Origin of the sequence: Winogradskyella thalassocola (genome assembly GCF_900099995.1) — a bacterium.
Lineage (GTDB): Bacteria > Bacteroidota > Bacteroidia > Flavobacteriales > Flavobacteriaceae > Winogradskyella > Winogradskyella thalassocola.
Genome location: NZ_FNCZ01000002.1, coordinates 399,655 through 413,309 on the forward strand (window position 1 = coordinate 399,655; position 13,655 = coordinate 413,309).

Below are 13,655 nucleotides of genomic sequence, written 5' to 3' on the forward strand. Positions count from 1 at the left end.
CCACTATACTATATCGTTATGTTTAATTTTTTAAAACTTTAATGTTATGCCAAGAAAGTTTAAATCTGGAGATTGGGTGAAGGTAAGAGGAAAACTTACCGCTCCAAAAATGCAAGTTATCAAATATGTTCCCAAAAAGGATTCTATAGTTGGTTGGGTTGATAATGATACTTATTTGGAATGTGTTTGGTATAAAGGTGGTGAACGAAAAACAGAAGTGTTCCATCAAAATAAATTGATTAAAACGATAGAAACTGGTGGTTTGTTCAAAACATTTTTAATGAATCCTAAATTAAATTTAAACAAAACCTAGAGTGATGAAAAAGTATGCTTTATTATGTATGATAGGCTTGTTAAGTGTCAGTTGTAATAGTCAACAAAATGATTCCAAACAAGCTGAAATAAAAGAAAAAGAAGGAAAAATAGTAGCACAACCCAAAGGGTCTTGGAAAGTTGATAAGGAATTTGATGAGAATGGAAATTTAATTCGATATGACAGTATCTATTCTTGGTCGTCATTTGATGACATGGATAATCTGTCTGCTGTAGATAAAGATAGTTTGTTACAATCTTTTAAATCCAGATTCTTTGCAAATTTCTCGGATTTTGAAAATAGGGGATTTGATAATATTTTTTCTAAAGATTCACTTTTTAGTAAACATTACTTTAATGATGACTTCTTTGGAAGTGATTTTGGTAAGGATTACATGGATCTAGATAAGATCAGACAACAAATGATGGAGAGGCAGAAGAAATTTTTAGAAAAATATCAATCTCAATTTATCAAGCCTGAAGAGGAAAACTAAGAGGTTTTCCTCTTTTTTTGTGCTTAGTTGTTTCTAGTATTTTACATATTGTTTTAATAGAGCAGCTTAGAGGTCTAAGAATGAGTCTTAAACATAAAAACTGAATTTGAAATTGATGAGCCCTTTTGTGAGTGGTTTAGATATAAGTTATTGTTTATAAAGGGTGTTAGTTTTTAGTGGTTTTATTTTCATTAACTTTCTTGTTGATATTTTATGTTTTTTTCAGCTCGATTTTCATTTCACAAACTTGCTCAAAATCCTTTTATGTTTTTTCAATCGTTATTTTTTGTTCTCTACCGATTAAAAAATATAAAATCGCACCAAAAAAATTAGCGAATAACACGACTAAAATCCAAACAATTTTATTATTTCCTTTGAATTCGCTTTTTAAAATATCTACAAGAGCAATTATCATTGGTAAAATCCCAAGAAATAAGACTACTAATATCAGAATTAGTTGCCAAGCTCCAATCATTCCTAAATATATCATTTTTTTTATTTTTAATTGTTAGTTCTGACGTTTGTTTAGCATTAAAACTAACGGTCTAATGTGTGATTATGTTGAGCGTTTAAGTGTTAAAGTCAGTAAATAAATAACAGATAGAAAGTCCGAGAAGACTTTCGAAATTATTCTCTAACTAGCTGTGAATTAAACATATAGTTGTGCAACGTTTATTTCTTTTTCAATTCGGTTAGTCTCTGATTCAACTAATGGGTTTAAATCAAGTTCTCTAACTTTTTCAATATATTCATTAGCTTTATTAAAGTCTTTTCTCAAAAGTTCAATATTCGCCAAATTCAGTAAAACAATTGATTTGTCCTTTTCAGTTCTCAAACCTATGTTTAAAGCTTCAGTTAAATCAGAATGACTTTTTTCTAATTCTTGTTTCTCCAAAGCAATAATTCCAGTTGTATAGTAATAGTAGCTTTTGTGTCCTTTAGTCAGTTTATCTGGATTGTTAATTTTAGAGATTAATTCTTCAGCTTTTTTTAAATTATCATTTTTCATTTGCTGAAAAGCAGCATAAACAGTTCCATATTTAAAATATCCATAAATAAAAAGTCCAGCAGCAATTAGCATCATTGACATATTTGCAAAATCCTCTTTTGTGTAAAAGTATGTAGCTGATATTAAGCTAAATATGACAAGAATTATTCTAATAATTGGTGTAAACATATATTTGTATAATTATTCAGCCACATTAATTTCTAAATCAATATGTTTTTCTTTTTTCCACTCAGGAAAACTATCTCTAAAATGCATATGACAACTATCATTATTTTTAACGTGATTTTTGACCTTCTCAAAAAAGTCACATAATTTTAAAATATCATCTTTTGATGAAAAGACAATTCCTGATTTTCCTTGGTCAGGAAAAAATTCGCCGTCATCAGAATAAGATTTTGAAAGGTATAATTTCATCTTATCTATTTAGTTTTCAAATGTTTCACAATTTATTCTATCAGTATAAAGTTCTCCTATCACTAAATTCAAAGAGAAAAGAGAACTTCTTTATTCTTAAATTTTATTTTTAATCCTTTGGTACAGGGAACCCACGATCTTTCATTAAAGCTTCAATTTTAGCATCGCGACCTCTAAATTTTCTATAGGCTTCAGCAGGATCCATAGCGTTACGAGGAGCAAATAAATATTTTACTAATTTATCGGCAACGGCTTTGTCGTAAAAACCACCTTCCGATTCTCTAAAGGCTTCAGACGCATCACTCGTCAAGACATCTGCCCACATATAACCATAATAAGCTGTGGCATAACCTTCACCAGAAAATACATGTCCAAATTGTGGTGTTCTATGACGCATTGGTAATTCTTTTGGCATGCCTAATTCGTCTAAGGTTTCACGTTCAAATTTATCAATGTCAATATCCGTTGGATCTGCTAAATGCAATTTCATATCAATTAAAGCAGAAGCTAAATATTCTGTTGTTCCGAAGCCTTGGTTAAATGTAGATGCTTTCTTTATTTTCTCAACTAAAGTCGCAGGAATTGGTTCTCCTGTTTTATAATGTACCAAAAATTGATTAATGACTTTATCTGTAGATAACCAGCGTTCTAATAATTGCGATTGGAATTCGGTATAATCTCTAACTCCTCCATTTAATGTTGGATATTTTACATCGGCAGAGAAGAAGTGAAGCGCATGCCCAAACTCATGAAAAAACGTTGTGGCATCATCCCAAGACACTAAAACAGCTTCTCCTGGTGCTGGTTTTACAAAGTTAGAATTGTTAGAGGCTAAGACATTTTTTTCTCCTTCAAAAGAATCAGAACTTCTATAGGTTGTTGCCCATGCGCCAGATCGCTTTCCTTGGCGAGCAAACGGATCTAAATACCATAAGCCAATATGTTTTCCGGAATCTTTATCGGTTACTTCCCATACTTTTACATCCTCATGAAACACAGGGACTGAGCCTTCTGCAACTGGTGTGAATTTATAATTAAACAATTCGCCAGCCGTAAAGAACATGGCTTCTGTTAGTTTGTCTAATTGTAAATATTGTTTCACTTCTTCGCTATCTAAATCGTATTTCTTTTGGCGTACTTTTTCTGCGTAGTATCTATAATCCCAAGGTTCTATGGTGATTTTGTCGCCAAGTTCATTAGCCACAGTTTGCATATCTGCAACCTCTTCTTTAACTCTTGCTGTTGCAGCAGGCCACACTGCCATCATTAAATCCATTGCGTTTTCTGGCGTTTTTGCCATACGATCTTGTAATCTCCATTCGGCATAGTTATCATACCCCATTAATCCGACGCGTTCTTTACGTAGTTTTAAAATTTCAGCGATAATTTTATTGTTGTCAAATTCATCTCCGTTATCTCCTCTAGAGTAATAGTTTTCCCAAACTTGCTTACGTAATTCGCGTTCTGTAGAGTAGGTGAGGAACGGATCCATTGATGAGCGTGAGTTGGTAATAGCGTATTTTCCGTCTTCACCTTTATCTGTTGCTATTTTTGCGGCCGATTTAATAAAGCCTTCAGCTAAACCACCTAATTGGTCTTCGTTTAAATAAGTGATATAGTTTTCTTCGTCGTGCAATACATTATTTGCGAAATCGGTATAAAGTGTAGATAATTCTTTGTTGATTTCGGCGTAGCGCTTTTTCTTTTCGGCATTGAGGTTGGCACCATTCATTTCAAACTGCTTGTAGGTTAAATATACCACACGTTGCGCTTGTGCTTCCAAAGGTGTTTTTTGTGACGCGTCATAAACGGTTTTTATACGTTGAAATAATTTTTCGTTCTGAGAAATCTGAGATCTAAAATCTGAAAGTTTTGGTGCTAATTCGGCTTGTACCTTTCTAAATTCTGCTGAGGAGACGTTGCTTCCCATAATTCCATAATAGGCAAAGACTCTGCTCAATTCTTTACCTGCACTTTCCATGGCTACAATAGTGTTTTCAAACGTTGCAGGTTCGGTGTTGTTAGCAATAGCTTCAATCTCGGCAAGGTTAAGCTTCATGGCTTCTTCCATTGCTGGTTTTATGGCTTCGACTGAAACTTTATCAAAAGCAGGAACTCCGTCGTAGGGGCCTGTCCATTCTTGTATTAATACATTATCACTCATGGTTTTTTCGGGAATTTTGGATTCTTCTTTACAGCTTGAAAAAAGAACAATACTACAAATTAATGTAGCTTTAAGAGATTTAGAAATCATGATAGTTAGTTTTTTAGTGTTTGAAAATTGTTAGGAATTTTATCAAGGAAACAAGATACTGAAAATAGATATGAAGGGTCTTAAATATTTTATAATTCTTAAGGAAGTTATAACGAGATTTGATATCAACTCAAAGTAAAAACGATTAACAAGAATTTTCCCGAATCATTTCTTAGAAAAACATACGCTTTCGTTCTCTTTTAATCTTTGGGACTTTGCCGCTTTGCAACTTTGTTACTCAATCAATTCAACTTTTCTAATATAAACATTACTCAAAGGCCAATCTCCTTCGTCTGTTTTAACAGCATTAATGGCGTCTACAACGTCCATACCAGAAATTACTTCGCCAAAAACGGTATAATCATCATCTAAATAATCCGCGCCTCCATGGCGTTGAATGATAAAAAATTGAAACGGTGAAGCCAGTTTATAAGCGTTTTCAATTTCGCTACTTGGCATAGAAACCGCTCCGCGTTTGTGTGTGTAGCCACGTTTGGTATCTGGAGGTAATAAGTATTTACCTATGTTTTGACGTCTTTTAGCAATATTATAATCGTCACTGCTACCTCCTTGAATTACAAAGTTTTTTACCACTCTGTAAAATTGTGTGCCATCAAAATAGCCGCGTTTGGTAAGGTAAACGAAGTTTCCTCTATGGAATTTTGTTTTATCGTACAATTCGATTTCTATTATCCCGAAATCGGTTGTAATTCGGATTTTATTTTCTGGATTCTCTTTTTCATACTCTAAAAAGAAGTCCATTGCATTATTGTCCGTGAGTTTTGGATATTCTGAATTTATTTTCTTTTTCGGTTTAACTTTCGTTTCAGATACCATAGAATCTTTTACGACCGTAGTATTTGTTTTTTTTGAAGTTTGTTTATCTTCACAACTCATAAATAATAATCCAATTCCGAAAGCCATCGGAAACAGTAATAGAAATCTCATAAATGCTATTTAATACGTTTTTAGAATCTGTAGTAAAAATAAAACATCTAGAGCTTTCTGGCGAAGACTCTCATGCAAAAATGTCTCCTCCGTATCGTTTAGAGTTGGCAGAAAAAATGAAAGCGAAGTCAATAAGTGCCAGAAAAGCAGGAGTAATGGCTTTGTTTTATCCTAAAACGAATGACGAAACATATTTAGTGCTTATTCTACGCAAAACATATAAAGGAGTACATTCTGCACAAGTCGGTTTTCCTGGTGGGAAATATGAAGAAGAAGATGATAACAGTCTAATGCTAACGGCTATACGAGAAACGGAAGAAGAAGTTGGAGTGTCTAGACAGCATATAAAGGTCTTAAAAAAAATGTCTCCTATTTATATCCCTCCAAGTAATTTTTTGGTTCATCCTTATATAGGGATTTCAAAAGAGTATTTAATTTTTACAAAACAAGATGAAGAGGTCGAAGCCATTATAGAGGTAAGTCTTAATGATTTTTTAAGTGACAGTAACACGTTAACAGCAAGAGTACCAACCTCTTTTGACGTAGAAGTTGATGTGCCTGCTTTTAAATTTAATGGGCATATTGTCTGGGGAGCAACAGCAATGATGCTTGGAGAAATAAAAGACTTGTTAAAACAAGTTTTATAATTTAACTTAATGGTTACATTTGTAATTGACAAAATTTGAAAATTAACTATGGGATTATTTAAAAGAAATCCTTTTGGACATATACTTTGGGTAAAAAAATGGCTCATTAGAATCTTAGGTGCATTTACACATAGACGCTTTAGAGGTTTTAATGACTTACAGATTGAAGGTTCTGATATTATTAAGAATCTACCAGATACCAACGTGTTGTTTATTTCTAATCATCAGACGTATTTTGCTGATGTTATTGCTATGTTTCATGTATTTAACGCCAGTTTAAGTGGACGATTAGATAGTATTAAAAACGTAGGTTATTTATGGAATCCGAAGCTGAATTTGTATTATGTTGCAGCAAAGGAAACCATGAAATCGGGTTTGCTTCCAAAAATATTTGCCTATACAGGCTCAATTAGTATTGAACGAACTTGGCGTTCTCAGGGTAAAGATGTGAATAGACAAGTAAAAATGAGTGATATTACGATGATAAAAACTGCTTTAGAAGATGGTTGGGTCGTAACGTTTCCTCAAGGAACAACCACTCCTTTTAAGCCCATTAGGAAAGGTACTGCTCATATTATAAAAAAGTACAAACCAATTGTTGTGCCTATTGTGATTGATGGTTTTAGACGTTCTTTTGATAAAAAAGGCTTACGTATTAAAAAGAAAAATATTTTTCAATCTTTCGAAATAAAAGAGCCGTTAGAAATTGATTATGATAATGAATCTATTGATTCTATCGTTGAAAAAATTGAATACGCTATTGAGCAACATCCTTCATTCTTAAAAGTAATACCTCAAGATGTATTAGAAGAGAATGAACGTTTAAATAAGGAATTACGAGATATGTAGGCTTTTAACAGTCCGTATTTAGTTAGTAAACGATCTTAATCGTTGCTTTCCAATTTCTGATCAATTACATTCTTAAACCTATGTTTCTCATCAACATAAAAAGCGAGGGTTGTATATGGTTTTTATATGCCATAAAGTCCCACTAACGTTTGTTCATTTTTTAGTTTAATCACCATATTATGAGCATCTAGATTTCCTAAAATCGACAATTTTCTGGTGTCATTATTTAGCTCAATATCTTTGGTAGATATAGTAATAGATTCGATATTATGAATATTAATTGTGGTTTCGTTCATAATTCCAAACCGAAGATATAAAACATCACCTTCGATACTTAGGGGTCTTTTTAGAATTGATTTCGAAAACCCAAAAATCTGAATGGCAGTATAGATACTCATTCCTGTTAAAATCCAAGCAGCAAGGATACTCCATTTAGCTAAGAGAAAATGAAGCGTCATCGTTTCTACAACAATTAGTAATAATATACCAATAAGTAGACCTATTGTGCCACTGTCTTTATGATAGGAGAATTCATTAGGTTTTAATTGTCTTTTTTTCCAATACACAAAGCCATAATAGAATACTGAGATTTCTGTAACAAATGGAATTACAACAGCTTTTGGTAAAATGTTAGAGCACGTTATTTTTAAAACCGTAAAAAAGTCAGAAGACGTCTCACTTTTATGTGATTTATAATGCCGAATGGCTTTAATAACATTAAAAATGATAACTGAAAAAACAGTCAACTCAATTAAAGGAAGTAACCACGTTTTAAAAAGACTTAAATAATATTGATGTTCTGAAGGAATAATTAAAGAACAAACAGCCACACCCAAGATAATAAAAAGAACTACAGTCGTTTTTGGAATTTTGGTTTTCCGGATAAGCAGAAAATAAATAAATGGTACTATTATGAGTAAATCAACCGTAATACCAAATGCTAATTGACTTGGTGCTTTGCTAAAAAGTGTCGAATTAGCAAGTCCTATCATCGCAATAATAGCAATTAATGGTACACTAATTCTTATTATATTTTTTTGAACTACTGTATTCATAATTATGCTCAATGCATTTTTAGAACTATACTTCTAGTTTTTTTAACTCGTTGTAGTTTCTGTTGAGACGTTTTAAAAGTATTCCATAAATGAGCTTATAAAACAACCAAAAGACTAATAGAAAGACACCTGTTAGTAGAACCGTAAAGCCATAAAGAAATAGCATTTGCTTAGAGTTAAAGGCTTCAACTTGATCGTGAAACTCTATATTTTGATTAAACTCAAAATAGAATGTTAACGGTACAGAAATAAAAATCACGACTAAATTATAAATCACGTAGTATTTAATAATTTTTCGAGTTTTTAAAATACTCTCCATCAGTTTTTTTGCACTGTCTGTGGTCGAAATTGCTTTATAAGAATTGTACAATAAGTACATAAATATAAAAATGACAACAAAGCCAAATATGGTAATACCAACAAACAAAGGGTTGTGATAACTCTTGTCTAAGCTTTCTTTATAAGTTTCAGACGAAAAATAAGGTAAAACATTTATAAGAATCCAAAATACGAACTCTGCAACACTTATATAAAACAAGGTTTTTACAATGCTAGACGATTTTTTATGGCTCATTTTATAGATATCACAATCTGTAAATGATTTATATTGATTCTCGGATTTATTCCAATCCTTCTTTAATAATTCTAATTCATCCATAATGTTACGGATTAAGTATGGTTTTTAATTTCTTTTTAACACGATTCATTTTTACTCGTGCATTAACTTCTGTTATACCTAGAGTCGCGCTTATTTCTCTATAATCTTTGTCTTCTAAATACAAGAACACTAGAGCTTTTTCAATGTCATTTAATTGATGTACGGCTTGGTATAAAAGTTTTAACTGTTGTTCTTCCGTATCATCATATTCCTCTGCTTTAATTTTAAACTCTACAGTGTCAAACTCTTGTGTATTTATACTTCTTTTCGATTTTCTGTATAATGTAATTGCGGTATTTAAACCGACCCTGTACATCCAAGTGCTAAATTTAGCATCACCTCTAAATTTTGGAAAAGCTCTCCATAATTGTATAGTGATTTCTTGAAACAGGTCATTATGCGCATCAGCATTGTTGGTGTATAAACGACACACCTTATGCACAATGTTTTGATGCTTTTGCAACTGTTCTACAAAACTATGTTCAAGTTCTTTGTTCAATTGATGAAATTGGTTGGTTATTTAATTAGTAGTAAGAGTTTCTATTTTGTTACAAATTTATTCAACTATTGTTTTAAAAGACAATTTTAGGCTTGATAATTCGTATTTTTGTAGCTGAAATTACAATAGATATTTAATGAATATTCCTCAGTCTAATCTACCAAGAATCGTCATTATAGGTGGTGGTTTTGCCGGTATAAATTTGGTGAAATCTTTAGCTAATAAAAATGTTCAAGTGGTCTTAATAGACAAACGCAACTATCATACGTTTCAACCTTTATTATACCAAGTCTCTAGTTCGGGTTTAGAACCGGATTCTATTGCTTATCCGCTTCGAAAGATTATAAAAAAGCATAACACTACGTTTTTTCGTCTCACTGAAGTTGAGCAAATTCTACCAGAAAAGAAAGAAATCATTACGTCTATTGGTCATTTAACTTATGATTACTTGGTTTTGGCAACTGGTACTAAAACCAATTATTTTGGAAATAAGGCCATTCAGTCGTCTAGCATGCCAATGAAAACGGTGCCACAAGCTTTAGATATAAGAAGTTTGATTTTACAGAATTTTGAAAAAGCAGCTATTGCAGATTCAAAATCTGAGCGCGAAGCGTTTCTTAATTTTGTGATTGTTGGAGCAGGACCTACAGGTGTAGAACTCGCTGGTGCCATAGCAGAGCTAAAAAATAATATTTTACCTAGAGATTATCACGATTTAGATCCTGATGATATGCATATTCATTTATTAGAAGGTGCAGGTCGTGTATTGCCACCAATGAGTGAACATGCTTCAAAAAAGGCGACACAATTTTTAAATAAATTAGGAGTTAAAATACATTGCAACACGTTTGTAAAGCATTATGATGGCACTACCGTCACGACCAATTCTGAATTAAAATTAGAATCTGAAACCTTAATTTGGGCAGCAGGTGTTACGGGTGCTCCGGTACAAGGATTAAACGCGGATGCTTTAATAGAAGGAGCAAATCGGTATAACGTAAATCAGTTTAATCAAGTTGAAGGTTATCCTAATATTTTTGCAGTTGGTGATATTGCTTTAATGGCTTCAGAAGCGTATCCAAAAGGACATCCTCAAGTTGCACAGCCAGCGATACAACAAGGGAATTTATTAGGGAAAAACTTATTGCGATTAATAGATAATAAACCTTTAAAACCTTTTGTTTATAAAGACAAAGGTTCCATGGCTACTATTGGTAGAAACAAAGCCGTAGTAGATTTAAAACACTATAAGTTCGGGGGCTTTTTTGCTTGGTTTATATGGATGTTTGTTCACTTAATGTCGTTAGTAGGTTTTCGAAATCGAGTGATTGTATTATTCAATTGGACATACAATTACATCAATTTTGATAAAGCAGCACGACTTATAATCAGACCTTTTAAAAAGTAAGACTTATTGATCCTTTAGCTTTAAAATACCAATAACAATTAAATATTGTGCTAAAGCATAGGTTACCATGATACTAATATTTGAGTAGGCTAGTGGTTCATAAAACTTATTGAGTGCCAAAATACTATCCGAGACCAAAAAAAACAACGCGCCAAAAAACACAAGTCCGTAGCTAAGTATATTCACCTTGTCTTTTCTTAAATAGGCTGCGGTTGCCATACTCAAAATGACCAACATATAAATTATCACAGGAATTAGCATGTCCCCTAAATTACCATTTAGAAAAGAGAATAAACTCGCACCATAGATAAGGAGCAGTGCTATAAATCCAAGCGGTGATTTTTGTGGGTTTCTATGTTTTAGAAATACCACAATATACATAATGTGAGCTGTTAAAAAAGCAACTAAGCCCAAGGTAAAAAAGTGTGGTGATTGGTCTACAAACATTAGCAATCCATCTCCCAATACCGAAAAAACCAAAGCCAAAAGTGTTACATTTTTTATGGCTTTAGGGAGTGATTTAGACGTTTTTAAAAACAGAAAAATTAGACTGATTACTATTGCTGGTTTCGCGATATAATGAACTGTTTTTAGGGATTCTGTACTTCCTGTTAAAAGTTCGATAAGCACAATAATAAAGAAAAGAATGCTGAATTGTTTTTCCGTTTTAAATAACATTTTTGGTGGTTTTTATGGAATGCGTATGATGCGTTGAACCAAATATATTCAATTCGTCATAGAATTTATACAGTTCGGTAAAATAGAATTCATGTTCACTTAAAAAGACCTCAAATTTGTACTATCAACAAAAACGAACTTTTTAATCACCAATCAAACCATGACATCACAGATCCACGAATACAAAAAGAACCATAGAAATATAGTGAGGAAACATCTATTCACATTTGTCATCCTATTTATAACATCATTTGGTTTTGCGCAAACTACGATTTCAGGAAAAGTAGTAGATTACAAAAACGCTCCTGTCATTGGAGCTAATGTTTATTTAGAAGGCACTTACGATGGAGCTACTTCAGATGAAAAAGGTGAATTCTCATTTTCAACAAATGAAACGGGAGTACAAACCTTAATCATTTCCTTTTTGTCTTTTGAAACCAAAACGATTATTGAGGACGTTTCTAAACTAAAAAATCTTCAGGTTAGATTGCGTGAAGATGTGGAATCGTTAGATGCCGTAATTATTAGCGCAGGTACGTTTGAAGCGAGCGACAATTCTAAAGTTTCAGTTTTAAAGCCTTTAGATGTGGTTACTACAGCGAGTGCTTTAGGTGATTATGTTGGTGCGCTTCAGACCTTGCCAGGAACGTCGAATGTTGCAGAAGATGGTCGTTTGTTTGTGCGAGGTGGAAATGCCGATGAAACTCAAATCTTTATTGATGGTATTCGTGTGTTTACACCATACACACCGACCACAAATAATATTCCTACGCGTGGACGTTACTCTCCATTTTTGTTTGATGGTATTACATTTTCAACAGGTGGTTATTCTTCAGAATTCGGACAAGCATTATCTAGTGTATTGCTTTTAAACACCATTGACGAGCCAGACCAAGAGAAAACTGATATTGGTATTATGAGTGTTGGTGCTAGTTTAGGAAACACACAAAAATGGGATAAATCATCTTTAAGTTTTAGTGCTAGTTATATTAATCTGGCCCCTTACTTAGCTATTTTTGAAGATAAAAATGAGTGGAAAACCCCTTTTGCTGGTGCACAAGGTGAAACTGTTTTTAGACAAAAGTTGAATAATGGGATGTTGAAGTTTTATGCGGCATTTGATGCTACAAAATTTGAATTGAATCAAGAAGATATTAATTATGAAGATGGTATCGATTTTAAATTGAATAACAACAACTTCTATCTCAATACATCTTATAAAGGTGTTTTAGGAAATAATTGGACATTGTCTTCTGGTGTTAGTTATACCTATGCTAAAAATAAAATAGGCATTGAAACGATTGAGATAAATGACACTGAAAATTCTGCACATATAAAGTTGAAGCTCAAAAAACGATTCAATAGTCGATTTAAGTTGAGTTTTGGGGCCGAACAGTTTATTACAGATTTTGACGAGAACTATAAAGAAGACGCTATTAACGAAACCTATGGTTTTAACAATAATATAACGGCAGCATTTGCTGAAGCAGATGTAGTGTTTTCAAAAGATTTGGCATTAAAGGTAGGTGTAAGAGCTGATCATAGTTCTATATTCAATACAGTGGATCTAGCACCAAGAGCAGCGGTAGCCTATAAAAGCTCTAAAAATGGACAGTTTTCTTTGGCTTATGGTAACTTTTTTCAAAACCCAAATAGTACTATTTTAAAGTTTGAACAGGATTTAGAAGCGCAAAAGACATCACACTATATTTTAAATTATCAATATGTAAATGCCGGTAAAATATTTAGAGCCGAAGCCTATCGAAAAGATTACGATAACCTAATAAAATTTGATGGTGAGTTTGAAACCTTTGCGACTAATTTTGAATCTACAGGTAATGGTTATGCGCAAGGTTTAGATTTATTTTGGAGAGACAATACGAGTATTAAGAACTTAGATTATTGGGTTAGTTATTCTTATTTAGATACAGAGCGTAATTATAGTAATTATACCACTTCTGTACAGCCAAGTTACGCGACCAATCATAACCTTTCTGTTGTAGGTAAATATTGGGTAGACAGTTGGAAAAGCCAGTTTGGTATCGATTATGGATATTCTTCTGGGCGTCCATATAACAATCCGAATACCGAAGAGTTTATGAACGAGCGTACAAAACCATTTCATAATTTGAGTTTAAATTGGGCTTATCTACTAGATCAACAAAAGATTCTTTATTTCTCTATAAATAATGTGTTGGGTATTAAAAATATAAATGGCTATCAGTATGCAGATGCACCAAATCAAAATGGTCAGTTTAGCAGAAGAGCATTAACACCTGCGGCAGATCAGTTCTTTTTTGTGGGCTTCTTTTGGACAATTAGTGAAGACGGAAACGACAATCAGTTAGACAACTTATAAATCTTAAGATGTTGATAATAAGTCAAACATGATATAAATCATAATTTTTAACATATATGATGCGTAATTTT

General features: G+C 32.7%; 15 protein-coding genes. 6 read left to right on the forward strand and 9 right to left on the reverse strand.

Translation table 11 applies throughout. From position 1 onward, the window contains the following. The first annotated feature begins 46 nt into the window (after positions 1 to 46). Both BLT80_RS08725 and BLT80_RS08730 read left to right on the forward strand, forming a co-directional pair. Positions 47 to 313 (forward strand): YodC family protein, encoded by a 267-nt coding sequence (locus BLT80_RS08725; protein ID WP_092467237.1) that lies wholly within the window; start codon positions 47 to 49, stop codon positions 311 to 313. Positions 314 to 317: 4 nt separating this feature from the next. Continuing rightward, positions 318 to 806: a hypothetical protein gene (locus BLT80_RS08730; RefSeq protein WP_092467316.1), complete on the forward strand. Its 489-nt coding sequence runs from the start codon at positions 318 to 320 to the stop codon at positions 804 to 806. A 262-nt stretch (positions 807 to 1,068) separates the two neighbouring features. On the opposite strand, the gene BLT80_RS08735 is transcribed toward BLT80_RS08730, so the two are convergent. The 5 genes from BLT80_RS08735 to BLT80_RS08755 form a co-directional block, all read right to left on the reverse strand. Beyond that, positions 1,069 to 1,296, reverse strand: coding sequence for a PLD nuclease N-terminal domain-containing protein (locus tag BLT80_RS08735; protein ID WP_092467238.1), 228 nt, complete (start codon positions 1,294 to 1,296; stop codon positions 1,069 to 1,071). Positions 1,297 to 1,455: 159 nt separating this feature from the next. After that, entirely contained in the window at positions 1,456 to 1,983 is a 528-nt protein-coding gene (locus BLT80_RS08740) for a hypothetical protein (RefSeq protein ID WP_139181038.1), read from the reverse strand. Between the two features lie 12 nt (positions 1,984 to 1,995). After that, positions 1,996 to 2,229, reverse strand: a complete 234-nt coding sequence (locus BLT80_RS08745; protein WP_092467240.1) for a hypothetical protein — start codon at positions 2,227 to 2,229, stop codon at positions 1,996 to 1,998. Between the two features lie 109 nt (positions 2,230 to 2,338). Then, on the reverse strand, positions 2,339 to 4,483 hold the full coding sequence (locus tag BLT80_RS08750) for a M3 family metallopeptidase (protein ID WP_092467241.1): 2,145 nt from the start codon (positions 4,481 to 4,483) through the stop codon (positions 2,339 to 2,341). Between the two features lie 234 nt (positions 4,484 to 4,717). Next, a complete protein-coding gene (locus BLT80_RS08755; RefSeq protein ID WP_092467242.1) occupies positions 4,718 to 5,431 on the reverse strand; it encodes a peptidylprolyl isomerase in 714 nt (237 codons plus the stop codon). Between the two features lie 2 nt (positions 5,432 to 5,433). Between BLT80_RS08755 and BLT80_RS08760 the strand changes: the two genes are divergently transcribed. Both BLT80_RS08760 and BLT80_RS08765 read left to right on the forward strand, forming a co-directional pair. After that, positions 5,434 to 6,078 (forward strand): NUDIX hydrolase, encoded by a 645-nt coding sequence (locus BLT80_RS08760; protein ID WP_092467243.1) that lies wholly within the window; start codon positions 5,434 to 5,436, stop codon positions 6,076 to 6,078. Between the two features lie 48 nt (positions 6,079 to 6,126). Further along, positions 6,127 to 6,927 carry a lysophospholipid acyltransferase family protein gene (locus tag BLT80_RS08765; RefSeq protein ID WP_092467244.1) on the forward strand — a complete coding sequence of 267 codons (801 nt, stop codon included), beginning with the start codon at positions 6,127 to 6,129 and terminating at the stop codon, positions 6,925 to 6,927. A 122-nt stretch (positions 6,928 to 7,049) separates the two neighbouring features. On the opposite strand, the gene BLT80_RS08770 is transcribed toward BLT80_RS08765, so the two are convergent. Genes BLT80_RS08770 through BLT80_RS08780 form a run of 3 tightly spaced genes read right to left on the reverse strand, consistent with a single transcriptional unit; the run spans position 7,050 to position 9,139 of the window. Next, positions 7,050 to 7,982, reverse strand: coding sequence for a hypothetical protein (locus tag BLT80_RS08770; protein ID WP_245710188.1), 933 nt, complete (start codon positions 7,980 to 7,982; stop codon positions 7,050 to 7,052). Between the two features lie 25 nt (positions 7,983 to 8,007). Beyond that, entirely contained in the window at positions 8,008 to 8,640 is a 633-nt protein-coding gene (locus BLT80_RS08775; protein ID WP_092467245.1) for a hypothetical protein, read from the reverse strand. Positions 8,641 to 8,644: 4 nt separating this feature from the next. After that, complete coding sequence (locus BLT80_RS08780; RefSeq protein ID WP_092467246.1) at positions 8,645 to 9,139, reverse strand: RNA polymerase sigma factor; 495 nt, start codon at positions 9,137 to 9,139, stop codon at positions 8,645 to 8,647. A gap of 136 nt (positions 9,140 to 9,275) precedes the next feature. Here BLT80_RS08780 and BLT80_RS08785 point away from each other — a divergent pair, with 136 nt between their 5' ends. Next, positions 9,276 to 10,547 carry an NAD(P)/FAD-dependent oxidoreductase gene (locus BLT80_RS08785; protein WP_092467247.1) on the forward strand — a complete coding sequence of 424 codons (1,272 nt, stop codon included), beginning with the start codon at positions 9,276 to 9,278 and terminating at the stop codon, positions 10,545 to 10,547. 3 nt (positions 10,548 to 10,550) lie between these two features. On the opposite strand, the gene BLT80_RS08790 is transcribed toward BLT80_RS08785, so the two are convergent. Beyond that, positions 10,551 to 11,225 carry a lysoplasmalogenase gene (locus tag BLT80_RS08790; protein ID WP_092467248.1) on the reverse strand — a complete coding sequence of 225 codons (675 nt, stop codon included), beginning with the start codon at positions 11,223 to 11,225 and terminating at the stop codon, positions 10,551 to 10,553. Between the two features lie 160 nt (positions 11,226 to 11,385). On the opposite strand from BLT80_RS08790, the gene BLT80_RS08795 reads away from it, so the two are divergent. Continuing rightward, positions 11,386 to 13,584 (forward strand): TonB-dependent receptor, encoded by a 2,199-nt coding sequence (locus BLT80_RS08795; protein ID WP_092467249.1) that lies wholly within the window; start codon positions 11,386 to 11,388, stop codon positions 13,582 to 13,584. The last annotated feature ends 71 nt before the right edge of the window (positions 13,585 to 13,655 follow it).

Excerpts from the sequence above, each read along its gene's own strand:
- BLT80_RS08740 (WP_139181038.1), bottom strand. The coding sequence starts at position 1,983 with ATGTTTACACCAATTATTAGAATAATTCTTGTCATATTTAGCTTAATA.
- BLT80_RS08725 (WP_092467237.1), top strand. The coding sequence starts at position 47 with ATGCCAAGAAAGTTTAAATCTGGAGATTGGGTGAAGGTAAGAGGAAAA.
- BLT80_RS08760 (WP_092467243.1), top strand. The coding sequence starts at position 5,434 with ATGCTATTTAATACGTTTTTAGAATCTGTAGTAAAAATAAAACATCTA.
- BLT80_RS08775 (WP_092467245.1), bottom strand. The coding sequence starts at position 8,640 with ATGGATGAATTAGAATTATTAAAGAAGGATTGGAATAAATCCGAGAAT.
- BLT80_RS08750 (WP_092467241.1), bottom strand. The coding sequence starts at position 4,483 with ATGATTTCTAAATCTCTTAAAGCTACATTAATTTGTAGTATTGTTCTT.
- BLT80_RS08790 (WP_092467248.1), bottom strand. The coding sequence starts at position 11,225 with ATGTTATTTAAAACGGAAAAACAATTCAGCATTCTTTTCTTTATTATT.
- BLT80_RS08735 (WP_092467238.1), bottom strand. The coding sequence starts at position 1,296 with ATGATATATTTAGGAATGATTGGAGCTTGGCAACTAATTCTGATATTA.
- BLT80_RS08755 (WP_092467242.1), bottom strand. The coding sequence starts at position 5,431 with ATGAGATTTCTATTACTGTTTCCGATGGCTTTCGGAATTGGATTATTA.
- BLT80_RS08795 (WP_092467249.1), top strand. The coding sequence starts at position 11,386 with ATGACATCACAGATCCACGAATACAAAAAGAACCATAGAAATATAGTG.
- BLT80_RS08745 (WP_092467240.1), bottom strand. The coding sequence starts at position 2,229 with ATGAAATTATACCTTTCAAAATCTTATTCTGATGACGGCGAATTTTTT.
- BLT80_RS08785 (WP_092467247.1), top strand. The coding sequence starts at position 9,276 with ATGAATATTCCTCAGTCTAATCTACCAAGAATCGTCATTATAGGTGGT.
- BLT80_RS08770 (WP_245710188.1), bottom strand. The coding sequence starts at position 7,982 with ATGAATACAGTAGTTCAAAAAAATATAATAAGAATTAGTGTACCATTA.
- BLT80_RS08765 (WP_092467244.1), top strand. The coding sequence starts at position 6,127 with ATGGGATTATTTAAAAGAAATCCTTTTGGACATATACTTTGGGTAAAA.
- BLT80_RS08730 (WP_092467316.1), top strand. The coding sequence starts at position 318 with ATGAAAAAGTATGCTTTATTATGTATGATAGGCTTGTTAAGTGTCAGT.